The 23,085-nt window shown below is 63.8% G+C and carries 20 protein-coding genes; 12 read left to right on the plus strand and 8 right to left on the minus strand.

Going from position 1 to position 23,085, the window contains the following annotated elements:
• Nucleotides 1-117: 117 nt before the first annotated feature.
• Nucleotides 118-1,707 carry an ABC transporter substrate-binding protein gene (locus HU720_RS19075; RefSeq protein ID WP_186521777.1) on the minus strand — a complete coding sequence of 530 codons (1,590 nt, stop codon included), beginning with the start codon at nucleotides 1,705-1,707 and terminating at the stop codon, nucleotides 118-120.
• Nucleotides 1,708-2,070: 363 nt separating this feature from the next.
• Between HU720_RS19075 and rpmB the strand changes: the two genes are divergently transcribed.
• Both rpmB and rpmG read left to right on the plus strand, forming a co-directional pair.
• A complete protein-coding gene (rpmB, locus tag HU720_RS19080) occupies nucleotides 2,071-2,307 on the plus strand; it encodes a 50S ribosomal protein L28 (RefSeq protein ID WP_003253504.1) in 237 nt (78 codons plus the stop codon).
• A gap of 11 nt (nucleotides 2,308-2,318) precedes the next feature.
• Complete coding sequence (gene rpmG / locus HU720_RS19085; protein WP_003253507.1) at nucleotides 2,319-2,474, plus strand: 50S ribosomal protein L33; 156 nt, start codon at nucleotides 2,319-2,321, stop codon at nucleotides 2,472-2,474.
• Between the two features lie 74 nt (nucleotides 2,475-2,548).
• On the opposite strand, the gene HU720_RS19090 is transcribed toward rpmG, so the two are convergent.
• Nucleotides 2,549-2,908 (minus strand): cupin domain-containing protein, encoded by a 360-nt coding sequence (locus HU720_RS19090; RefSeq protein ID WP_186521778.1) that lies wholly within the window; start codon nucleotides 2,906-2,908, stop codon nucleotides 2,549-2,551.
• Between the two features lie 195 nt (nucleotides 2,909-3,103).
• Here HU720_RS19090 and HU720_RS19095 point away from each other — a divergent pair, with 195 nt between their 5' ends.
• On the plus strand, nucleotides 3,104-4,597 hold the full coding sequence (locus tag HU720_RS19095; RefSeq protein WP_186521779.1) for an aldehyde dehydrogenase: 1,494 nt from the start codon (nucleotides 3,104-3,106) through the stop codon (nucleotides 4,595-4,597).
• 83 nt (nucleotides 4,598-4,680) lie between these two features.
• Nucleotides 4,681-5,820, plus strand: coding sequence for an MFS transporter (locus tag HU720_RS19100; protein WP_186521780.1), 1,140 nt, complete (start codon nucleotides 4,681-4,683; stop codon nucleotides 5,818-5,820).
• 148 nt (nucleotides 5,821-5,968) lie between these two features.
• Here HU720_RS19100 and HU720_RS19105 read toward each other — a convergent pair whose 3' ends face one another.
• Both HU720_RS19105 and HU720_RS19110 read right to left on the minus strand, forming a co-directional pair.
• Nucleotides 5,969-7,525: a phospholipase D family protein gene (locus HU720_RS19105; protein ID WP_186521782.1), complete on the minus strand. Its 1,557-nt coding sequence runs from the start codon at nucleotides 7,523-7,525 to the stop codon at nucleotides 5,969-5,971.
• Between the two features lie 59 nt (nucleotides 7,526-7,584).
• Nucleotides 7,585-9,015 (minus strand): aminotransferase class I/II-fold pyridoxal phosphate-dependent enzyme, encoded by a 1,431-nt coding sequence (locus tag HU720_RS19110; RefSeq protein WP_186521783.1) that lies wholly within the window; start codon nucleotides 9,013-9,015, stop codon nucleotides 7,585-7,587.
• 179 nt (nucleotides 9,016-9,194) lie between these two features.
• Here HU720_RS19110 and HU720_RS19115 point away from each other — a divergent pair, with 179 nt between their 5' ends.
• The gene (locus tag HU720_RS19115) at nucleotides 9,195-9,425 is read left to right on the plus strand and encodes a DUF1127 domain-containing protein (RefSeq protein WP_186521784.1); all 231 of its coding nucleotides are present in this window, start codon (nucleotides 9,195-9,197) and stop codon (nucleotides 9,423-9,425) included.
• A gap of 181 nt (nucleotides 9,426-9,606) precedes the next feature.
• On the opposite strand, the gene HU720_RS19120 is transcribed toward HU720_RS19115, so the two are convergent.
• On the minus strand, nucleotides 9,607-10,899 hold the full coding sequence (locus HU720_RS19120; protein WP_186521785.1) for an FAD-binding oxidoreductase: 1,293 nt from the start codon (nucleotides 10,897-10,899) through the stop codon (nucleotides 9,607-9,609).
• Nucleotides 10,900-11,039: 140 nt separating this feature from the next.
• Here HU720_RS19120 and HU720_RS19125 point away from each other — a divergent pair, with 140 nt between their 5' ends.
• Nucleotides 11,040-11,393: a YkgJ family cysteine cluster protein gene (locus HU720_RS19125; RefSeq protein WP_186521786.1), complete on the plus strand. Its 354-nt coding sequence runs from the start codon at nucleotides 11,040-11,042 to the stop codon at nucleotides 11,391-11,393.
• Between the two features lie 3 nt (nucleotides 11,394-11,396).
• Here HU720_RS19125 and dadR read toward each other — a convergent pair whose 3' ends face one another.
• On the minus strand, nucleotides 11,397-11,885 hold the full coding sequence (gene dadR, locus HU720_RS19130; protein WP_003258963.1) for a transcriptional regulator DadR: 489 nt from the start codon (nucleotides 11,883-11,885) through the stop codon (nucleotides 11,397-11,399).
• A gap of 155 nt (nucleotides 11,886-12,040) precedes the next feature.
• Here dadR and dadA point away from each other — a divergent pair, with 155 nt between their 5' ends.
• The 5 genes from dadA (at nucleotide 12,041) to HU720_RS19155 (ending at nucleotide 17,949) form a co-directional block, all read left to right on the plus strand.
• Nucleotides 12,041-13,342 (plus strand): D-amino acid dehydrogenase, encoded by a 1,302-nt coding sequence (dadA, locus tag HU720_RS19135; protein ID WP_186521787.1) that lies wholly within the window; start codon nucleotides 12,041-12,043, stop codon nucleotides 13,340-13,342.
• A gap of 102 nt (nucleotides 13,343-13,444) precedes the next feature.
• A complete protein-coding gene (alr, locus tag HU720_RS19140) occupies nucleotides 13,445-14,518 on the plus strand; it encodes an alanine racemase (protein WP_186521788.1) in 1,074 nt (357 codons plus the stop codon).
• 110 nt (nucleotides 14,519-14,628) lie between these two features.
• Nucleotides 14,629-15,177: a cupin domain-containing protein gene (locus HU720_RS19145; protein ID WP_186521790.1), complete on the plus strand. Its 549-nt coding sequence runs from the start codon at nucleotides 14,629-14,631 to the stop codon at nucleotides 15,175-15,177.
• 136 nt (nucleotides 15,178-15,313) lie between these two features.
• Entirely contained in the window at nucleotides 15,314-15,736 is a 423-nt protein-coding gene (locus tag HU720_RS19150; RefSeq protein ID WP_186521792.1) for a c-type cytochrome, read from the plus strand.
• Between the two features lie 353 nt (nucleotides 15,737-16,089).
• Complete coding sequence (locus HU720_RS19155; protein WP_186521794.1) at nucleotides 16,090-17,949, plus strand: acetyl-CoA hydrolase/transferase family protein; 1,860 nt, start codon at nucleotides 16,090-16,092, stop codon at nucleotides 17,947-17,949.
• 384 nt (nucleotides 17,950-18,333) lie between these two features.
• Here the strand turns inward: HU720_RS19155 and HU720_RS19160 are convergent, their stop codons facing one another.
• Together HU720_RS19160 and rep are read right to left on the minus strand one after the other, a co-directional pair.
• Nucleotides 18,334-18,906, minus strand: coding sequence for a xanthine phosphoribosyltransferase (locus HU720_RS19160; protein WP_186521796.1), 573 nt, complete (start codon nucleotides 18,904-18,906; stop codon nucleotides 18,334-18,336).
• Nucleotides 18,907-18,971: 65 nt separating this feature from the next.
• Nucleotides 18,972-20,981, minus strand: coding sequence for a DNA helicase Rep (rep, locus tag HU720_RS19165; protein WP_186521798.1), 2,010 nt, complete (start codon nucleotides 20,979-20,981; stop codon nucleotides 18,972-18,974).
• Between the two features lie 291 nt (nucleotides 20,982-21,272).
• On the opposite strand from rep, the gene HU720_RS19170 reads away from it, so the two are divergent.
• Nucleotides 21,273-22,940: a bifunctional diguanylate cyclase/phosphodiesterase gene (locus HU720_RS19170; protein ID WP_186521800.1), complete on the plus strand. Its 1,668-nt coding sequence runs from the start codon at nucleotides 21,273-21,275 to the stop codon at nucleotides 22,938-22,940.
• Nucleotides 22,941-23,085 lie beyond the last annotated feature (145 nt).

Genomic DNA, 23,085 nt, shown 5'->3' on the forward strand with positions numbered 1-23,085 from the left:
GGGCTGCTTTGCAGCCCATCGCGACACAAGGCCGCTCCTACATTGACCGCGTGACACGGCATTATCGATGTAGCGGTAAGCCACACTCTGTGGGAGCGGGCTTGCTCGGAATGCCGATCAACGCCCGACTGTCACCTTGCTGAACTCCAGCCGCCCGAACGGGCTGCTCTGGAACCCTTGTACATCCTGGCGCAGCAAGGTCGCGGCGGTTGGGTGCGCCAACGGTACCCACAGCGCCTGCTGCTGGATCAGCGTCTGCGCCTGTTGGTACAGGCGGCTGCGCACGCTCTGGTCGTTGGTGGTGCGCCCAGCATTGATCAACTGGTCCAGGCGGTTGTCGCAAAAGCGCGCGAAGTTGGTCCCGGAGGTCACCGCCGCGCATGAAAACTGCGGGCTGAGGAAATTGTCCGGGTCGCCGTTGTCGCCGGCCCAACCCATGAACAGCAGGTCATGCTCGCCCGCCTTGGCGCGGCGGATCAGCTCGCCCCACTCGATGGTACGCACCTCGGCCTTGATGCCGACCTTGCCCAGGTCGGCCTGCAGCATCTGCGCGCCCAGGCTTGGGTTGGGGTTGAGCAGGCTGCCCGAGGGGCGGGTCCAGATGGTGGTGCTGAAACCGTCGGCAAGGCCAGCCTTGGCCAGCAGCGCGCGGGCTTTGTCCTGGTCCATGGCGTAGCCCGGCAGGTCCTTGGCGTAGCTCCAGGTGTTGGGCGGATACGGGCCGTTGGCGGCGGTGGCTGTGCCTTCGAACACAGCCTTGAGGTAGGCGGCCTTGTCGAAGGCCAGGTTGATCGCCTGGCGCACTTCAGGCTTGTCCAGCGGCGGATGCTGGCTGTTGATGGCCACGAACGCGGTCATGAAGGCTGGCGTGCTGGCCACCTTCAAATCAGCGTTCTTGCTGGCTTCGGCCACATCCAGTGGCTTGGGCGAGAGGGCGACCTGGCACTCGTTGCGCTTGAGTTTTTGCAGGCGCACGTTGGCGTCGGTGGTGATGGCGAAGATCAACGGGTCGACCGACGGCTTGCCGGCGAAGTAGTCGGGGTTGGCGCGGTAGCGCACCACGGCGTCCTTCTGGAAGCGCTGGAACACAAACGGGCCGGTGCCGATGGGCTGGGTGTTGAGTTTTTCCGGGGTGCCGGCCTTGAGCAGCTTGTCGGCGTATTCAGCCGAGTAGATCGAGGCAAAGCCCATGCTCAGGGTCGCCAGGAAGGTGGCATCCGGGTGGGTCAAGGTGAAACGCACCGAGTGGGCATCGGGTGCGTCGATCGACTTGATCAGGCTGCCCAGTTGCAGCGACTGCGCATGGGGGTAACCGCCCGGTGCGGTCTTGTGCCAGGCATGCGCCGGGTAAAGCATGCGCTGGAAGCTGAACAGCACGTCGTCTGCGCTGAGTTGACGGCTCGGTTTGAAATACGCCGTTGTGTGGAATTTAACGTCTTTTCGCAGCTGGAAGTCGTAGATCAGCCCATCTGGCGACACGCTCCAGCGCTCCGCAAGGCTTGGCACCACCTTGCCGGCTGCGGCGTCGAACTCGACCAGGCGGTTCATCAGCACATCGGCCGAGGCATTGGTGGTGGTCAGCGAGTTGTACTGGACCACATCGAAGCCTTCCGGGCTGGCTTCGGTGCACACCGCCAGCGGGGCGGCCTGGGCCATGCCCGCCGCGCAGAAGGCGGTGAAAAGTAGAGAAAGGGCGGCAGCACGCATGGTGGCTCCTTGGCTATCAAATGGCACCATCTGCCGGTGCAGTCTGGGAAAGTTCCTACCCTAGTGCGGGCTGGAGCAAATGACCACACCCATCCGCATTAATTCGGCGACGGGCGGTCGACAGCCCGGCGCCCCAGTCGTTATGCTGCCCCGGCGCACTCTGCGACTACAGAACACTCATATTCTGTTGTTGTGGCTAAGTCTTTCTGGTATAAAGCAGCGCTCTTTTCTAGGGGCTCGGCCTGTCGCATCAGCGAATCCGGTCGGTAAGACCTCCAGAATCACGGCGCCTGGCGCCAAAGACTGAGAGATTAAGCGGCCAACCCATGCCGGGTTGGGCATGTGGTTTTAGAGGGCTGAGTCATGTCGAGAGTCTGTCAAGTTACTGGTAAGGGTCCAGTAACCGGGAACAACATTTCCCACGCAAACAACAAAACCCGTCGTCGTTTCCTGCCAAACCTGCAGCACCACCGTTTCTGGGTTGAATCCGAGAAGCGTTTCGTGCGTCTGCGCGTTTCCGCCAAAGGCATGCGTATCATCGACAAGCGCGGCATCGATGCCGTTCTGGTTGACATCCGTAAAGCTGGCGCCAAGGTCTAAGGGAGAGCATCATGCGTGAATTGATCCGTCTGGTTTCGAGTGCCGGTACCGGCCACTTCTACACCACCGACAAGAACAAGCGCACCACCCCGGACAAAATCGAGATCAAGAAGTACGATCCCGTTGTTCGCAAGCACGTGGTGTACAAGGAAGCCAAGATCAAGTAATTGATCGGCAACCTTGAAAAACCCGCTCCCGAAAGGTGGCGGGTTTTTTTATGCCTGCTGCAAGCCCACGCGGGTTATTTCTGCTCGAACATCACGTAGATCTTGCGGCACGGCTCCAGCACTTCCCAGGTGCCCTTGAAGCCTGCGGGGATCACGAAGCGGTCGCCGGCGCGCAGGGTCTTGGCATTGCCTTGCTCATCGCGCAGCACCGACACGCCCTGGACGATCTCGCAGTATTCATGCTCGGTGTAGTTCACTGTCCACTGGCCCTGCTCGCCTTCCCACACGCCCGCAGCAAACTGCCCGCATGGGCTTGAGTAGTGGTTGTAGACCGCCTGGTCCGGCTCGCCCTTGATGATTTTCTCGGCTGCCGGGCGGTAGCGTTCTGCTTCGGTGAGCACCTGGGCGAAGTCGACGATGCTGGCGATACTCATGGTAGATACCCTGTTGTTGTTTAATAAAATGCACATCAGTAGGCTTTTAGGCCTTTTGTGTCAAATATATTGATAGTTTAGCTGGCCTGGTTTAGGGTGGCGTTTGCCCGTGCGCGTCGTCGCCCGGCCAGAATTTCTGACAGCGCCCGTGAGTCCTCAGTGCGGCGCTGCACCTAAACAAGAGAGGAGTTTCCTATGACCACCCTGACTCGTGCGGACTGGGAACAGCGTGCCCAGCAACTGAAGATCGAAGGCCGCGCGTTCATCAACGGCGAATACACCGATGCCGTATCCGGTGAAACCTTCGACTGCCTGAGCCCGGTGGACGGACGCTTCCTGGCCAAGGTTGCCAGCTGTGACCTGGCCGACGCCAACCGCGCCGTCGAGAACGCCCGTGAAGTGTTCGAATCCGGTGTCTGGTCGCGCCTGGCACCGGCCAAGCGCAAGGCAACCCTGATCCGCTTCGCAGGCCTGCTGCGCCAGCACGTTGAAGAGCTGGCCCTGCTGGAAACCCTCGACATGGGCAAGCCCATCGGTGACTCCTCGTCCATCGACGTGCCTGGCGCTGCCAATGCCATTCACTGGACCGCCGAGGCCATCGACAAAGTCTACGACGAAGTGGCCCCCACGCCGCACGACCAGCTTGGCCTGGTGACCCGCGAGCCAGTGGGTGTGGTTGCAGCCATCGTGCCATGGAACTTCCCGCTGCTGATGGCTAGCTGGAAGCTCGGCCCGGCCCTGGCGACCGGTAACTCCATCGTACTCAAGCCGTCGGAGAAGTCGCCACTGACCGCCATCCGCATCGCTCAGCTGGCCATCGAAGCCGGCCTGCCGAAAGGCGTGCTCAACGTGCTGCCAGGCCATGGCCACACCGTGGGCAAGGCGCTGGCCCTGCACATGGACGTCGATACCCTGGTGTTCACCGGCTCCACCAAGATCGCCAAGCAACTGATGATCTACGCCGGTGAGTCGAACATGAAGCGCGTCTGGCTAGAAGCCGGCGGCAAGAGCCCGAACATCGTCTTCGCCGATGCCCCAGACCTGCAAGCCGCAGCCGAAGCTGCCGCCAGCGCCATCGCCTTCAACCAGGGCGAAGTCTGCACCGCAGGCTCGCGCCTGCTGGTCGAGCGTTCGATCAAGGACAAGTTCCTGCCGATGGTGGTCGAGGCGCTGAAGGCCTGGAAACCAGGCAACCCGCTGGACCCAGCCACCACCGTGGGGGCTCTGGTGGACACCCAGCAGATGAACACCGTGCTGTCGTACATCGATGCCGGCCACCAGGACGGCGCCAAGCTGCTGGCTGGCGGCAAGCGCATCCTTGAAGAAACGGGCGGCACCTATGTCGAGCCCACCATCTTCGATGGCGTGACCAACGCCATGAAAATCGCCCAGGAAGAGATCTTCGGCCCGGTGCTGTCGGTCATCACCTTCGACAGCGCCGAAGAAGCCGTGGCAATTGCCAACGACACGCCGTATGGCCTGGCGGCGGGTATCTGGACCGCAGACATCTCCAAGGCCCACAAGACGGCACGCGCGGTGCGCGCTGGCAGCGTCTGGGTCAACCAGTACGACGGCGGCGACATGACCGCGCCGTTCGGTGGTTTCAAGCAGTCGGGCAATGGCCGTGACAAGTCGCTGCACGCGCTGGAAAAATACACCGAGCTGAAGGCGACCTGGATCAAGCTGTAATCCACTAGCGCCTTTTCGCGGTGGTTCGGCATTCCGAGCCACCGCGATGCTTCATACCCACTGTTTGCGCCCCGGAGGCCGCCATGCGTTGGGGCACCTACTTCGCCGTGCTGGCATCCGTGCTCAGCGTCGGGCTTGCCTTGGGCGTGAGCATGCCGCTGGTGTCCCTGCGCCTCGAAAGCTGGGGTTACGGCAGCTTCGCCATCGGCGTCATGGCGGCGATGCCCGCCATTGGCGTACTGATCGGCGCCAGCCTGGCCAGCCGCCTGGCCGGCTGGGTGGGCGTGCCCACGGCAATGCGCCTGTGCCTGTGGGGCGGGGCGCTGTCGATTGGCCTCGTGGCGCTGTTGCCCAGCTATGCGCTGTGGTTGCTGCTGCGGCTGATGATCGGCATGTCGCTGACCGTGGTGTTCATCCTTGGCGAAAGCTGGATCAACCAGTTGGTGGTCGAGCATTGGCGCGGGCGGCTGGTGGCGCTGTATGGCAGCAGCTATGCACTCAGCCAACTGGCCGGGCCGCTGGTGCTGGGCTTTCTCGGCTCGGACGATGACTTTGGCTTCTGGGCCGCCACCGGTTTGCTGTTGCTGGCGCCGTTGGTCCTGCTGGGGCGCGGCGGGGCGCCCAGCACCGAGGCCTGCAACGTGACCTTTGGCGACTTGCTGGGCTTCTGTCGGCGCTTGCCGGTGATCGCCTGGGCTATCGCGCTGTTTGCCGCGTTCGAGGCGATGATTCTGACCTTGCTGCCGGTGTATTGCCTGCAGCAGGGTTTTACCGCCGAGGTGGCGCTGTTCATGGTGGGGACAGTGGTGGTGGGGGATGCGGTGTTGCAGTTGCCGATTGGCGCGCTGGCTGACCGTATGTCCCGGCGCACGCTGTTCAGCGGCTGTGCACTGTTGCTGATGGTGTCCAGCCTGGCGATTCCGCTGCTGTTGCACACACCGTTGATCTGGCCGTTGTGGGTGCTGTTCGGCGCCAGTGCGGGCGGGCTGTTTACCCTGTCGCTGGTGTTGATTGGCGAACGCTACCGCGATGATGCGCTGGTGCGCGCCAATGCCCATGTGGCGCAGTTGTGGGGTATTGGCTGCCTGCTCGGGCCGTTGCTGGCCGGGGCTGGCAGCCAATGGGTCAGCGGGCATGCGCTGCTGTGGTTGATGGCAGCGGGCGCTGCCGGGCTGGTGCTGCTGACCCGGCGCAAGGATGCCTTCGAGCCGGCGCCGGTCTGAGCCACCGCCATCGCGGGGCAAGCCCGCTCCCACGCCGAGTGTGGGGGCACCGTTCTGCGACAGCCTGCGATGAGGTCACCACAAGCGTGCAAAAAACCTGAAGGCTCAGGCGCTCAAAGCGTGGGAGCGGGCTTGCCCCGCGATGCGGCTACAGCATCTTCTCCAACCCCACCGCCTTGCTCACCCAGGCATTGAAGCGCCGCCACCAGCCGCCCGGTTCGGTCAGCAGGACGTGGCGCTGGCCGTTGTCCTCGGTCACCCAGACCATCTTGCCGTCGAGCAACTGCGGCTGGTAGCTAAGCGCCGGCGCCATACCCTGCAACGCCAGCTCGCGGGTGTATTCGGCAAGCTCCGGGCTGTCTACCAGCACCCCGACTTCGGTGTTCCACAGCACCGAACGGGGGTCGAAGTTGAACGAACCGATAAAGGTCTTGTGCCGGTCGAACACCATCGCCTTGCTGTGCAGGCTGGAATCGGAGCTGCCGCGCAAGGTCAGGCCGCGGCGGCTGATGGCGTCGCCCGGCTGGCGGCGCAGCTCGTACAGTTCGACGCCGTGCTCCAGCAGCGCGCGGCGGTAGGGCGCATAACCGCCGTGCACCGCCGGCACGTCTGTGGCTTCCAGCGAGTTGGTCAGCAGCTTGACCGAGGCGCCGGCATCGGCGCGGCTGGTCAGGTACAACAGGCCCGGTTGCCCGGGCACGAAATAGGCCGACACCAGAATCAGCTCGCGGTGCACGCCGTTAAGCTCGGGCGCCAGTTGGTGGCTCATCAGCAGTTGCGTGTCCGGCTCGCCTGCGGCCAGCACCTTGCTCGGCGCGTCCCACAATGCCTGGCTGTGGGCCCAGATCAGTTCGTTGCGCCAGACGTCCAGGCGCGGCTGGGCCTGGTAGGCCATCAGCCGCTCGTAGGCTGCCTTGCGGTCAATGCGCGCCTTGGCCAGCCAGGTCTCCAGGCGCTGGCGGCTGGCGCGCAGGTCGTCGCCATCGGGCTGGCGCCACAAGTAGTCGTTGATCGGCCGGCTGAGCGCGCTGTTCCAGTACTGGTCGAAGCTGTGCCCTAACTGCTCGGCCACAGGGCCAACGCTCAGCAGGTCGATGTCGGTGAAGTTCAGGTTGGGTTCGGCGTCGAAGTACTCATCGCCCAGGTTGCGTCCGCCGACGATGGCCATGCTGTTGTCGACCAGAAACAGCTTGTTGTGCATGCGCCGGTGCTGGCGCGACAGGTTCAGCAAGCGGCCTGCGGCGCGGGTCGCGCCAGTGCCGCGGCCCAGGTGCAGGGGGTTGAACACGCGGATCTGGATGTTCGGGTGGGCGGCCAGGGTGCCGATCAGCGTATCCAGGCCGTCGCTTGCGGTGTCGTCCAGCAACACCCGCACGCGCACGCCACGGTCGGCCGCGCGCAGTAGCTCGTGCACCAGGGCGCGGGTGCTGAGGCCGTCATGGACGATGTAGTACTGCACGTCGATGCTGGTTTGCGCGTTGCGGATCAGCTCGGCACGGGCGCGGAACGCCTCGTTGCTGTTGGGCAGCAGGCGAAAGCCCGAGCGCCCTTGATACGGCGCTGCCTGGCGCAGCACCGAGCGGCCGAACGCCGAATCGCTGGCCGGCAACGCCTGGCTGACATTGCGCGGGGTACTGACGCTGGCGCAGCCGGCAAGGCCGAGCAGCAGCGCCAGCAGCAGAGGCACAGCTCGCTGGAGTCTCAAGGGTGATGCATCCTGTGGGGCAAGGGCTTGGGGCTTGGACCACCGAATGCGCGGCAAAGTTACCCGCCGTGCAGCTCGGCCTGCAGCAGGCGCATGGCGGTTTCCCCAACCTTGCGCACGGCGGCTTCGATCTGCGGGGTTGGTCGCGCGGCGAAGTTCATGCGCAAGCAGTTGCGGTACTTGCCCGACGCCGAAAAGATGCTGCCCACGGCAATCTGTACGCCTTGTTCCAGTAAAGCCCGGTTCAGGCGCAGCGTATCGAAACTTTCCGGCAATTCCACCCACAGCATGAAGCCGCCCTGGGGCCGGCTGGCGCGGGTGCCGGGCGGGAAGTAGCGGGTCACCCAGTCGCTCATCTGGTCGCGGGCGCGCTGGTATTGGCTGCGCATGCGGCGCAGGTGCGGCTGGTAGTGGCCCTCGGCAATGAAGTCGGCAATCGCCAGTTGCGGCTGGCAGGCGGTACAGCCGGTGCTGATGTACTTCATATGCAGCACCCGCTCCAGGTACCGCCCAGGCGCTACCCAGCCCACGCGCAGGCCGGGCGCCAGGGTCTTGGAGAACGAACTGCACAGCAACACGCGGCCATCGTCGTCGAATGACTTGACTGTGCTTGGCCGTGGGTAGGTGTAGGCAAGGTCGCCATACACGTCGTCTTCGAGAATCGCCACGTCGTAGCGCTGGGCGAGGGTCAGCAGGGCCTTCTTGCGTGCCTCGGGCATGATGTAGCCCAGCGGGTTGTTGCAGTTGGGGGTGATCTGGATGAGCTTGATCGGCCACTGCTCAAGGGCCAGCTCCAGCGCTTCGAGGCTGATGCCGGTGATGGGGTCGGTGGGGATCTCCAGCGCCTTCATGCCCAGCCCTTTGAGCGTTTGCATGGCGCCGTGGAAGCTCGGCGAGTCTACCGCGACGATATCGCCGGGCTCGCACACCGCGCGGATGCTGCACGACAGCGCTTCGTGGCAACCGGTGGTCACCACCAGGTCGGCGGTGCCCAAGCGGCAGCCGGAATCGAGCATCAGCCGGGCGATCTGCTCGCGCAACTGTACGTTGCCGTGGATGTTGTCGTAATACAGCCCAGGCATGTCCATGCGCCGGCTGATCTGCGCCAGGCTGCGCAGCAACGGCTTGAGGGTGGGGCTGTCGATATCGGGCATGCCGCGCCCAAGCTGGATGACGTCCGGGTGCGGCGTGCTGCGCACAAGCTCCAGCACTTGCTCCCACTGTGAGATATCCACAGGGCGCTGTGCCGGGCGGCTGATGGCGGGTAGGGCGGGTAGCTGGCGGTCTTCGGCAACGAAGTAGCCGGACTTGGGCCGTGGCGAGACCAGGCCGTTGTCTTCGAGCATGCGGTAGGCCTGCTGTACGGTGCTCAGGCTGACGCCGTGCTCGACGCTCAGGGCGCGCACCGAAGGTAGGCGCTGGCCGGGGCGATACAGGCCCTGCTCGATGCGCGAGCCGAGCAGTTCTGCCAGGTTGAGGTAGAGCGTCACGGCATACTCCGGGGTGGTTCTGTAGGCAGGGACCGATACAGATCGTAGGAAAATACTCCATTCAGCGCGTACTGCGCTAATTCTGTATGGAAATAATAAACAGGGGTTGAATCTGTATCGCCATTACCTGCCGGGCGCAAGCTGTGCACACAGTATCAACTCAGTGGGAGATCGCAGCGATGGGAAGTTTCAGTGATGTGCGTGTGCAACTGTTGGCCAAGGAACTGGAGGCCGGTCAAGCGAGCAATGTCTACGATCCGCTCGCCAACCTGAGCCGCTGGGGCATGATGCTGCATCGCTGGCGCACCCGCCGGTCGCTGCTGGAGCTCGATGCGCGGCAATTGCGTGATATCGGGCTGAGCTGGGAGCAGGCCCGCGAAGAGGGCTGCAAGCCGTTTTGGCGTGAGTGAGCCACTGTGGCTGCAAAGCGCGACCTCTGTAGGAGCGGCCTTGTGTCGCGAAAGGGCTGCGCAGCGGCCCCGGTATCTGCGCCTCCTGCAAAATCCCGGGGCTGCGACGCAGCCCTTTCGCGACACAAGGCCGCTCCTACACTAAGGCCGCGTCGTTTTTGATTTTTGTGGAAGCTGGCCTCTACAGCAACTCTTTAAGCCGATACCACAACATCCCCAACGCCAGCAGCGGCGAGCGCAGCAACTGGCCGCCAGGGAAGGTTGGGTGGGGCACCTTGGCGAACAGGTCGAAACGCCCGCTGTGCTGCCCGCTGATCGCTTCGCCAAGCAGGCGCCCTGCCAGGTGGGTGGCGTTGAGGCCGTGCCCGGAGTAAGCCTGGGCGTAGTACACATTGGGCTGCCCGGCCAGGCGGCCGATCTGCGGCAGGCGGTTGGCGCCAATGCCGATCATGCCGCCCCATTGATAGTCGATGCGCACATCTGCCAGTTGCGGGAATACCTGCAACATCTTCGGGCGCATGTACGCAGCGATGTCCTTCGGGTCGCGCCCGGAATAATGGCAGGCGCCACCGAACAGCAGGCGGTTGTCGGCTGACAGCCGGTAATAATCCAGCGCCACCCGCTGGTCGCATACCGCCATGTTTTGTGGCAACAACTGGCGGGCGCGCTCTTCACCCAGCGGCTCGGTGGCGATGATATAGCTGCCGGCGGGCAGTACCTTGCCGCCCAGTTCGCGGTTGAGGTTGTTGTGGTAGGCGTTGCAGCACAGCACGAGGGTCTTGGCCCGCACCTGGCCTTGGGCGGTGTGCACCGTGACTTGTGTGCCGTAGTCGATGCGGGTGACCTCGGACTGCTCGAACAGCTGCACCCCCAGGCGCGCAGCAGCGGCGGCTTCGCCGAGGGCCAAGTTGAGCGGGTGCAGGTGGCCCGAACCCATGTCGACCAGGCCGCCGACATAACGCTCGGCGCCAACCACACTGTGGATATCTTCCTTGGCCACCAGCCGCAATTCGTGGGCATACCCCAGGCTGCGCAGGGCCTGCGCCTCTTCGGCGAAGCCTTGCAGCTCGGCAGGTTTGTTGGCCAGGTCGCAATAGCCCCAGGTCAGGTCGCAGTCGATGGCGTGCCGGGCAACGCGCTCGCGGACAATCTCGACGGCCTCCAGGCCCATCAGCTTCAAGCTGCGCACGCCGTCTTCGCCAAGTACCGGCAGAAACTGCTCAAGGCCGTGGCCGACGCCGCGAATCAACTGCCCGCCGTTGCGCCCGCTGGCGCCCCAACCGAGCTTGCGCGCCTCCAACAGGATGACCGAAAACCCCCGCTCGGCCAGCTCGATGGCGGTATTGAGCCCCGAATAGCCACCGCCAACCACACACACATCGGCGCTGTGTTCGCCCTGCAGGAACGGGTGAGCGGGGTGCGGCGCGCTGCTGGCGGCATAGTAGGAGGCGGCGTGCTGCGCGCTGTGGATCATGGAGGAGCGTCCTGGGTTGAGGCGAAAGGTGGAGCATAGGCAACTGGCCAATCGCGGGGCAAGCCCGCTGCCACGAAGACCGCGCCTGCCATCGCGCGATTGGCCTTATACTGCGGCGCACACCTGACCGATGCGATGCCATGTCCTGCAATAGCCACAAGATCCACTTCCTGCGCGAACTCATCCCTTCGTTCGAGTGCGAGCCCGGCTGCCACGACTGCTGCGGCCCGGTGACCACCTCGGCCGAAGAAATGGCCCGCCTGCCGCGCAAGTCACAAAAGCAGCAGGAGGCCGCCCTGGAGCGCCTGGACTGCGTCCACCTCGGCCCCAACGGCTGCACCGTCTATGAAGAGCGCCCGATGATCTGCCGCCTGTTCGGCACCACACCGCGCCTGGCCTGCCCGCGAGGCCGAGGGCCCGCGCAAGCCATCGAGCCCGAGGCCGAACAGCTGGTGCATCAGTTCATTGCCAGCACGCGGCAAGTGCTGGTTTGAGCGTCAGTCCGGGATCGGCAGGCACAGGCTCTCTTTGACTTCTTCCATCACGATGTAGCTCTTCGATTCGCGCACATGCGGCAGCTTGAGCAGGATGTCGCCGAGCAGCTTGCGGTACGAGGCCATCTCGGAAATCCGCGCCTTCACCAGGTAGTCGAAGTCACCCGACACCAGGTGGCACTCCAGCACATGGGGCAACTTGAGCACGGCTCGGCGGAATTCTTCGAAGGTGTCGCCAGACTTGTAGTCCAGGCTGATTTCGACGAACACCAACAGGCTGCCCTTGAGGTGCTGCGGATTCAGCCGGGCGTTGTAGCCCATGATGATCCCTTCGCGCTCCAGGCGGCGCACGCGCTCGGTGCAGGGTGTGGTCGACAGCCCGACTTTCTCGCCCAGTTCGGTGAAGGAAATACGCCCGTCATTCTGCAGGATGCGCAGGATGTTACGGTCGATCTTGTCCAGTTCACGCTTGCTTTGGTGCTGGGTTCGCATAGGGGATGCCGCTCCGTGAAAGGCGTTTGTGCCGAGAATTCTCGCCAAATATAGGCCTTTATATAGTGAATTGCACTGGCCTTTGCTTCCTATACTGCGCGCATCCATGCCATTCCAACAAAACAGCGCGGTGCGCCGCGTGCGAGGGGTAAACGATGCGAGTTCTGGTACTTGGTAGCGGTGTGATCGGAACCGCCAGTGCCTATTACCTGGCCCGGCAAGGTTTCGAGGTAACGGTGGTCGACCGCCAGCCAGCGGTGGCCATGGAAACCAGCTTTGCCAACGCCGGCCAGATCTCGCCCGGCTACGCGTCGCCCTGGGCCGCGCCGGGTGTGCCGCTCAAGGCCATCAAGTGGCTGCTGGAGCGCCACGCCCCGCTGGCCATCAAGCTCACAGGCGATGTCGACCAGTACCTGTGGATGGCGCAGATGCTGCGCAACTGCACCGCCAGCCGCTACGCGGTGAACAAAGAGCGCATGGTGCGGTTGTCCGAATACAGCCGTGACTGCCTCGACGAACTGCGCGCCGAAACCGGCATCGCCTATGAAAGCCGCACCTTGGGCACCACGCAGCTGTTCCGTACCCAGGCTCAGGTCGATGCCGCTGCCAAGGACATTGCCGTGCTGGAGCAGTCCGGTGTGCCGTACGAGTTGCTTGACCGTGACGGCATCGCCCGCGTGGAGCCGGCTCTGGCCGGCGTCAAAGGTATCCTCGCCGGCGCCCTGCGGCTGCCTAACGACCAGACCGGCGACTGCCAGCTGTTTACCACCAAGCTTGCTGAAATGGCCATCAAGGAAGGCGTTGAATTCCGCTTTGGCCAAGACATCCAGCGCCTGGACTTCGCCGGTGACCGCATCAATGGCGTGTGGGTCGACGGCAAGCTGGAAACCGCCGACCGCTATGTGCTGGCACTGGGCAGCTATTCGCCGCAGATGCTCAAGCCGCTGGGTATCAAGGCGCCGGTCTACCCGCTCAAGGGTTACTCGCTGACGGTGCCGATCACCGATGCCAGCATGGCGCCGACCTCGACCATTCTCGACGAAACCTACAAGGTTGCGATCACCCGTTTCGACAACCGCATCCGCGTGGGCGGCATGGCCGAAATCGCAGGTTTCGACCTGACGCTGAACCCGCGTCGGCGCGAAACGCTGGAGATGATCGTCAACGACCTTTATCCTCGCGGCGGCGATCTGAGCCAGGCCGATTTCTGGACCGGCCTGCGCCCGGCAACCCCGGACGGCACGCCCATCGTTGGCGCCACCCGCTACCGCAACCTGTTCCTCAATACAGGCCACGGCACGCTGGGCTGGACCATGGCTTGCGGCTCCGGGCGCCTGCTGGCAGACCTGATTGCACGCAAAAAGCCGCAGATCAGCGCCGAAGGCCTGGATATTTCTCGCTACGGCAACGAACGGGAAGTGTCCAAGCAGGGTCATACGGCGCCTGCGCACCAGTAATGGCCAAACGCTGGGCAAGCTCGCTCCCACGGTTGGGTGGGGCGGGCTCGCGCCGTGATCAGTCTGAAACACCGAGTTCAACCACTATAAGGCAGCACCGCCATGCGCCCCGCCCGCGCCCTGATCGACCTCCAGGCCCTGCGCCACAACTACCGCCTTGCCCGAGAACTGACCGGCGCCAAGGCGCTCGCCGTGGTCAAGGCTGACGCCTACGGGCATGGTGCGGTGCGCTGTGCACAGGCGCTGCAAGCCGAGGCCGACGGCTTTGCCGTGGCCTGCATCGAAGAAGCGCTGGAACTGCGTGCGGCCGGCATCAAGGCTCCGGTGTTGTTGCTCGAAGGCTTTTTCGAAGCCAGCGAGTTGGCGCTGATCGCCGAGCACGACCTGTGGTGCGTGGTGCATTCGCTATGGCAGCTCGAAGCCATTGAGCAGAGCGCGGTGCACAAGCCGCTGACGCTGTGGCTGAAGATGGACACCGGCATGCACCGTGTCGGCATCCACCCCAAGGATTACCACAGCGCCTACCAGCGCTTGCTGGCCAGCGGCAAGGTTGCGCGCATCGTGCTGATGAGCCACTTCGCCCGCGCCGATGAACTCGACGTCGATGCCACCGCCCAGCAAGTGGCGGTGTTCGACGCCGCACGCAAGGGCCTGGCGGCAGAGTGCAGCCTGCGCAACTCGCCTGCGGTGCTGGGCTGGCCGGCTATCAAGAGCGACTGGGTGCGCCCCGGCATCATGCTGTATGGCGCCAGCCCGTTCGAGGTCGAACAGGCCCAGGCCAGCCGTCTGCAACCGGTGATGACCCTGCAATCGCGCATCATCAGCGTGCGTGAACTGCCCGCTGGCGAGCCGGTCGGCTACGGCGCCCGGTTCATCAGCCCACGCCCCACCCGCGTCGGTGTGGTGGCCATGGGTTACGCTGACGGCTACCCACGCCACGCGCCCACTGGCACGCCGGTTGTGGTGGCAGGCAAGCGCACCGGGCTGATCGGCCGGGTGTCGATGGACATGCTCTGCGTCGACCTCACCGAGGTGCCCGAGGCCACCGTCGGCAGCCCGGTGGAGCTGTGGGGCAAGCAGGTGCTGGCCAGCGACGTGGCGCAGCAGGCCGATACCATCGCCTACCAGATCTTCTGCAACCTCAAGCGAGTGCCGCTGGAGTACATCGGCGAATAAACCGCAGAAGCGGACCGGTTGCGGGGCGTGTGTGTTGTAAATACTGAACGGCGTTGCCATCATATCTCCCACACATCCCCCCACCTCGACCGTTTCTGGAGGCGCACGCATTGGACGTCGGTGAACGACTGCAAGCCATTCGCAAGCTCAAAGGCCTGTCCCAGCGCGAACTCGCCAAACGCGCCGGGGTGACCAACAGCACCATTTCGATGATCGAAAAGAACAGCGTCAGCCCTTCGATCAGCTCGCTGCGCAAGGTGCTGAGCGGCATTCCGATGTCCATGGTCGAGTTCTTCTCGGTCGAAATGGCGCCTGAGAGCCCTACGCAGATCGTCTACAAGGCCCACGAACTGATCGACATTTCCGACGGCGCCGTGACCATGAAGCTGGTCGGCAAGTCGCACCCCAACCGCGCCATCGCCTTCCTCAACGAGGAATACCCGCCGGGCGCCGACACCGGTGAAGAAATGCTCACCCATGATGGCGAGGAAACCGGCATCCTGCTCGAAGGGCGCCTGGAGCTGGTAGTGGGGGCCGAGACGTTTCTGCTCGAAGCGGGCGATAGCTACTACTTTGAAAGCACCCGCCCGCACCGTTTTCGCAACCCTTTTGACGAGCCGGCACGGTTGATCAGCGCGGCGACCCCGTCGAACTTTTGATCCAGCGCAGTGCATTGACTCGCCAATACCCTTTCTAGGAGTGGGGTCGTTTCACGGCCTGCGGGTTCCCGCTATACTTTTCAACGCTCGCGATACCGTGGCCGCGGGCGTGATTAGCCACCATGAGGGTGTTCGCGTGAACCAGATCAAGAAGATGCTGGCCGTACCAGCAGCTGTACTCGCCCTGTGGGCAGCCAGCGCAACCGCTGCAACCAATGACGATATCGCCAAGCGCCTTGAACCGGTCGGCCAGGTGTGCGTCCAGGGCCAGGAATGCAAAGGCATGGAAGTGGCAGCTTCGGCAGGTGGCGGCGGCGCCAAGACGCCCGACGAAATCATCGCCAAGCACTGCAATGCCTGCCATGGCACCGGCCTGCTGGGCGCGCCGAAAGTCGGCGACACCGCCGCCTGGAAAGAACGCGCCGACCACCAGGGCGGCCTCGACGGCATCCTGGCCAAGGCCATCACCGGCATCAACGCCATGCCGCCGAAGGGCACCTGCTCCGATTGCTCGGACGACGACCTCAAGGCTGCGATCCAGAAAATGTCGGGGCTGTGAGCCAAGGCTGATGCGCACAAGGCCCGCCTACTTGGCGGGTTTTTTGTGTCACGGGTACGACGCAGTCGCGCTGGTTCGGCACTCCGAGCAAGCCCGCGTCGAGTTTTTGGAGCACAGTTCGATGCAGGCTTGCTCCGGCCTCATCGCAGGCTATCGCCAGCTCCCACAGAGACCGTGCACAGCCGCAACATTGAGGGCTGGCCGAAATCTTGTGGGAGCTGGCGATAGCCTGCGATGAGGCCTGAACAAGCCTGCACAGTACTCTGTCCCCACCCCTATTGGGCTGCACAGGCAACCAACCCAACCAAACCCCTGTCCAACCCCCTGAACCCATGGACGACTCAGGAGGCCCCATGCACCTCTGCTCCATCGAACAGGCGGTCGATCACGCGCTCGCCCGGCTACCTGCCCACATCCACCTGGGCCTGCCCTTGGGCCTGGGCAAGCCCAATGCCTTCGTCAATGCGCTGTACGCCCGCATCCGCGATCTGCCTGAGCGCCGTCTGACCCTCTACACCGCGCTGTCGCTTGGCCGCCCTGCGCTTGGCAATGGCCTGCAGCGGCGTCTGCTGGAGCCGTTCGTGGAGCGGGTATTCGCTGACTATGAGGAGCTGACCTACCTGGCCGACCTGCGCGCTGGCAGCTTGCCGCCGAACATCCGCGTCGAGCAGTTCTTCATGCAGCCCGGCAGCCTGCTGCACAGCGAGCAGGCGCAGCAGGACTATGTCAGCAGCAATTACAGCCACGCCGCCCGCGACATCAATGCCAAGGGCCTGAACCTGGTGGCCCAACTGGTGGCCGCCGCGCCCGAGCGCCCGGGCCACCTGAGCCTTGCCTGCAACCCCGATATCACCCTCGACTTGCTGCCGATGATCGAACGCCGCCGCGCGGCGGGCGAAACCATTTTGCTGCTCGGCCAAGTGCATGCCGAACTGCCGTACATGCCCGGCGACTCGGAGCTGGCCATCGACGATTTCGACCTGCTGATCGATACCCCCGAACAGCGCCGGCTGTTCAGTACCCCGAACATGCCGGTGAACACGCAAGACCACTGCATTGGCCTGCACGCCAGCACCTTGGTGCGCGATGGCGGCACGCTGCAGATCGGCATCGGCGCCATGGGCGATGCGTTGGCGGCCGCGTTGCTGGCACGCCAGGGTGACAACGGCGGTTACCGGGCGCTGCTCGATGAGCTGGACATTCGCCCATGGCAGGGGCTGATCAACCGCGAGGGCGGGCTGGATAGTTTCGCCCAAGGCCTGTACGGCTGCAGCGAGATGTTCGTCAACGGCCTGCTGGCCCTGGCCGAAGCTGGGGTGGTGCGCCGGCCTGCCGATGAGGACGGGGTGCTGGTGCATGGTGGGTTCTTCCTTGGCCCGCGGGATTTTTACCAGCGGCTGCGTGAAATGCCGCTTGAGCAGCGGGCACAGTTCGCCATGACTGGCATCAGCTTCATCAACGAGCTGTACGGCCAGGAAGCGCTCAAGCGCCGTCAGCGCCGCGATGCCCGCTTCGTCAACAGCGTGTTCGGCATGACCCTGATGGGCGCCGCCGTGGCTGACCAGCTGGAGGACGGCCGGGTGCTCAGCGGGGTAGGCGGGCAATACAACTTCGTCGCCCAGGGCCATGCGCTGGAGGGCGCACGCTCGGTGCTGCTGCTGCGTAGCTGGCGTGAGGCGGGCGGTGAGGTCAACTCGAACCTGTACTGGACCTATGGGCACTGCACCATTCCCCGGCACCTGCGCGATATCGTCATCACCGAGTACGGCATTGCCGACCTGCGCGGGCAGACCGACAGCGAATGCATTGCCCGGCTGCTGGCGATCTGCGATTCACGCTTCCAGGCCGAGCTGATGGCCCAAGCCAAGGCGGCAGGCAAGCTGGCCAAGGGTTTCGAGCTGGATGCGCGTTACCGCGACAACACGCCCGACCGCCTGGAAGCGATCAGGACCCGGCATGGGCGGTTGTTCCCCGAGTACCCGCTGGGCAGCGATTTCACCGCCGAAGAGCGCGACCTGCTGCGTGCGCTGAACTGGCTCAAGAGCAAGTTCAAGCTGAGCGAGGTGCTGGAGTTGGGCAAGGCCGCGCTGGATGCGCCAGGGCCTGAAGGCTATGAAGCGCACCTGGCGCGCATGCAACTGGCGCAGCCGCAGGGGCTCAAGGAGGAGCTGTACCAGCGCTTGTTGCTGGCAGGGCTTGCGGCTACCCGTTAAACGCAAGGGCGGGCTTGCCCCGCTCATGCCGAGGTTTCGGACACGGTTCTGTGCAGGCCTGTTCAGGCCTCATCGCAGGCTGTCGCCCCCACAGGAATCTGGGCCAGGCCTGGTGTTGGGGCGGTGCGCGATGTCTGTAGGAGCGGCCTCGTGTCGCGAAAGGGCTGCGTAGCAGCCCCGACGATTCTGCATGAGGCACAAATCCTGGGGCCGCTTCGCAGCCCTTTCGCGACACAAGGCCGCTCCTACACAATCAAAAGCGACTTGCCTGAAACCATAGAATCTCCCACAGGAATCGGGGTCACACCGCAACACTGCGGCTGTGCACGGTCTCTGTGGGAGCTGGCGCCAGCCTGCGATGAGGCCCGGGCAGGTGTTCGGGCCTTACTCGATGAAGGTAACCACGCCACCTTCCAACGATTTGACCCGGGCCAGCGACTCGACGCGGTAGCCCTGGCTGTCCAGCTCGGCGCGCCCGCCCTGGAACGACTTCTCGATAACGATACCCAGGCCCGCCACGGTGGCGCCGGCCTGCTTGATGATCGAGATCAGCGCCTGCGACGCCTTGCCGTTGGCCAGGAAGTCGTCGATCACCAGCACGCGGTCGCTGCTGTTGAGATGGCGCGGCGAAACCGCCACGGTGTTCTCGGTCTGCTTGGTGAAGGAGTACACCGAGGCGGTCAGCAGGTTCTCGGTCAGGGTCAGCGACTGGTGCTTGCGGGCGAAGATCACCGGCACACCCAGCTTCAGGCCCGTCATCACCGCAGGCGCAATACCCGAGGCTTCGATGGTGACGATCTTGGTCACGCCGGAATCGGCGAATCGGCGGGCGAACTCGTCACCGATCAACTGCATCAGCGCAGGGTCGATCTGGTGGTTGAGAAACGCGTCGACTTTGAGAACCTGATCGGAAAGCACGATGCCTTCTTCGCGAATTTTCTGCTGCAGTGCTTGCACTGTGGATTCCTCGATGGAGCAAAGGTCGCCGCAACACGGCGGCAAAGTTAAAGAGTAAAGGTTGATCAGCGTTTGAGCATCGCCCGGATATCGGCCAGGGCGTTGTTGCCGCGCGCGGCTTTGACTTCCACGGGGGCGTCATCCAAGCCTTCCCAGGCCAGGTCGTCCGGCGGCAGTTCGTCAAGGAACCGGCTGGGCGTGCAGTCGATGATTTCGCCGTACTGCTTGCGCTTGGCAGCGTAGGTGAACGCCAGTGTCTGGCGCGCGCGGGTAATGCCCACGTAGGCCAGGCGGCGCTCCTCTTCGATGGTGTCGGCCTCGATGCTCGAACGGTGGGGGAGGATTTCTTCCTCCATGCCCATGATGAACACGTACGGGAATTCCAGGCCCTTGGACGCGTGCAGGGTCATCATCTGCACGCCTTCGGCGTTCTCTTCTTCTTCCTGCTGGCGTTCGAGCATGTCACGCAGCACCAGCTTGCCGATGGCATCCTCGATGGTCATTTCACCCTCTTCGTCTTTTTCGAGGGTGTTTTTCAGCGCTTCGACCAGGAACCAGACGTTGCTGATGCGAAACTCCGCCGCCTTGTCGCTGGCCGTCTGCTGGCGGATCCAGTTCTCGTAGTCGATGTCGCGGATCATCTCGTGCAGCGCGGCAATCGGGTCGTCCAGCGCGACCTTGTGGCGTACCCCGTCCAGCCAGTGCTTGAAGCGCTGCAGGCGCTCGGTGTAACGGGCGTCCAGGTGTTCGCCAAGGCCCAGTTCTTCGCTGGCGGCATACATCGAAACGCCACGTTCGGTGGCGTAGTTGCCCAGTTTTTCCAGGGTGGTCGAGCCGATTTCGCGGCGCGGCACGTTGATTACCCGCAGGTAGGCGTTGTCGTCATCCGGGTTGACCAGCAGGCGCAGGTAGGCCATGAGGTCCTTGACCTCCTGGCGGCCGAAGAAGCTGTTGCCACCGGACAGGCGATACGGCACTTGGTGGTGCTGCAGCTTGAGTTCGATCAGCTTGGCCTGGTAGTTGCCCCGGTAAAGGATGGCGAAGTCGCTGTACGGGCGGTCGGTACGCAGGTGCAGGGTGAGGATTTCCATGGCCACACGCTCGGCCTCGGCTTCCTCGTTCTTGCAGCGGATCACACGGATCTCGTCGCCCACGCCCATCTCGCTCCACAGCTGCTTTTCGAAGGCGTGGGGGTTGTTGGCAATGAGCACGTTGGCGCAGCGCAGGATGCGGCTGGTGGAGCGGTAGTTCTGCTCGAGCATGACGATTTTCAGGGAGGGGTAGTCCTCCTTGAGCAGCATCAGGTTTTCTGGCCGAGCTCCGCGCCAGGCGTAGATCGACTGGTCATCGTCGCCGACCACGGTGAACTGGTTGCGCGTGCCGATCAGCATTTTCACCAGCAGGTACTGGCTGGCGTTGGTGTCCTGGTATTCGTCCACCAGCAGGTAGCGCACGCGGTTCTGCCAGCGCTCCAGCACCTCGGGGTGCTCCTGGAACAGCTTGACCGGCTGCAGGATCAGGTCGTCGAAGTCCACCGCGTTGAACGCCTTGAGCGTGCGCTGGTAGTGGGTGTAGACAATGGCGGCGGTCTGCTCGCGGGGGTTGCGCGCCTTTTCCAGGGCTTCCGGGGGCAGGATCAGGTCGTTTTTCCAGGCACCGATCATGTTCTTGATCTCGTCGATGCCGTCGTCGCCTGAGTATTCCTTCTGCATGATGTCCGACAGCAAGGCCTTGATGTCGGACTCGTCGAAGATCGAGAACCCCGGCTTGTAGCCCAGCCGCGCGTGTTCCTTGCGGATGATGTTCAGGCCCAGGTTGTGGAAGGTACACACCGTCAGGCCGCGGCCTTCGCCTGGGCGCAGCAGGGTGGCGACCCGCTCTTTCATCTCGCGCGCGGCCTTGTTGGTAAAGGTCATCGCGACGATGTACTGGGCACGGATGCCGCAGTTCTGGATGAGGTGGGCAATCTTGCGCGTGATCACGCTGGTCTTGCCGGAGCCGGCACCGGCGAGCACCAAAAGAGGGCCGCCGACGTAGTCACGGGCTTCCTGTTGCCGGGGATTGAGTCGGGACATGCTAGAACCGGGGGTCGCCAGAAAATAGCCGCGCATTCTAGCAGCATGGGGCGGTTATGGCGTGACCGTCTGACGCCGGAGTCAACGTTTTAACGCAATCGGTTCAGCCGGTGGCCAATCGTCGTGAAAATAGCCGAAATCCCGTTTGCCGGTTGCGCAGCTTTCGCGCAGGATGCACGTCAAAATGCGTCGGACACGGCCAGGGATGGTTTACGAATAAAAATGAAAATCATTTTCATTTGTTGCGGTAGGATATTCCGCATCCGTCGCCTCACCATCTAAGGAGCTTGCTTGTCCACGCCCGCCGAACCCCTGCGTTTGCTGTTGCTGGCCGATGAGCCCGAGTGGGCGGCGCGCCTGCGCGAATGCCTGCAACCGTTGGCGGGCAGCGCGGTGTTGCTGACTGCGCCAGACTGGGCGTCGGTCGACAGCCTGTTCGCTGGCGACCGCCAGGCCGTAGTGCTGGCAACGCCATCCTTGTTACCCGCGCCCGGGCGTTGCGAGTTGCCGACGGTCTTGCTGCTTGAGCAAGAGCCTGGCGCAACGCCGGTTGGGGTCAGCGACTGGCTGGTGCTGGCGCAACTGACCAGCGATGCCCTGCGCCGCTGCCTGCGCCATGTGCGCGAGCGCGGGGTGCTGGTGGCAACGCTGCAGCGCCTGGCCGAACAGGACCCGCTGACCGGCATCGCCAACCGCCAGGGCTTCCAGGCCTTGCTGACCACGCGGCTGGCCGAAAACGAAGGGCGTGGCGTGGCCCTGGGCCACCTGGACCTCGACAACTTCCGCCACGTCAACGACGCCCTCGGCCACCAGGGCGGCGACCGGCTGATCCTGCAGGTTGTGGCCCGTCTGCAAAAGCAGTTGGAAGCCGGTGACCAGCTGGCGCGCCTTGGCAGCGACGAGTTCGCCCTGCTGATCGACACCCGCCGCGACCCCAACCGCGCCGAGTGGATGGCCGAGCGGATTGTCGAAGCCTTGACCGAAGCCTACTGGATCGACGGCGAAAGCCTGATGCTCGGCTGCAGCCTGGGCATTGCCCACGCCCGCGCCCAGGCGGGCGCCGACCCTTTGATGTGGCATGCCCATATCGCCATGCGCCAGGCCAAGGGCAGCCAGGGCTGCACCTTCCATGTGTTCAACGAACGCATCAACCGCAACGCCCGCAGCCTTGCCGACCTCGAAAGCGAGCTGCGCCGCGCCCTGCGCCGTGACGAGCTGGAGCTGCACTACCAGCCACGGCTGAACCTGGCCGATGGCAGCATTGTCGGGCTTGAAGCGTTGGTGCGTTGGAACCACCCTGAACGCGGCCTGCTGCCGCCCAGCGAGTTCGTGCCGCTGGCCGAGCAGAGCGGGCTGATCGTGCCGTTGGGCTACTGGGTGATTTCCCGCGCGCTGAGCGATATGCAAACCCTGCGCGAGCGCGGCCTGGCGCCGCTGCACATGGCGGTCAACCTGAGTTTCCGCCAGTTCCAGGACAGCCAGTTGCTGGCCACCTTGAGCCGGCTGATTCTTGAACACGGCGTCGATGCGCGCTGGCTGGAATTCGAGCTGACCGAAACAGCGGTGATGCGCCGCAACGAACTGGTGCGCCAGACCATGGACGCGCTGGGCCGGCTGGGTGTGCGGTTTTCGCTGGATGACTTTGGCACGGGGTTCTCGTCGTTCGTGCACTTGAACAGCTTGCCGATCACTTTGCTTAAGGTCGACCGAAGCTTTGTTGCCGGCATGGAGCAACGTGAAGAGAACCGCAAGCTGGTTCACGCCATGATCAACCTGGCGCACAACCTCAACCTAGAAGTGGTGGCTGAGGGTGTCGAAAGCGAGGAGCAGATGGCGCTGCTGCAAACATTTGGCTGCGATCAGGTGCAGGGTTTTCTGGTCAGCCGGCCGTTGCCGGTGGCGGCGCTGATCGAGTACCTGCTGCAACCCGCGCAGCCAGGCCGCTTGCTGGTGCGCTGAAGCGCAATCGTGGTGGTTGCGGATGGCCTCATCGCAGGCCGTGCTCAACCGCAACATTGCTGGTTGGCCCCAATCCTGTGGGAAATGATAGAGAGTCGTGGCGAGCGGGCTTGTCCCGCGTTGGGCTGCGCAGCAGCCCTGAAAA

It is taken from the genome of Pseudomonas sp. SWRI51 (assembly GCF_014268825.1).
GTDB lineage: Bacteria > Pseudomonadota > Gammaproteobacteria > Pseudomonadales > Pseudomonadaceae > Aquipseudomonas > Aquipseudomonas farsensis.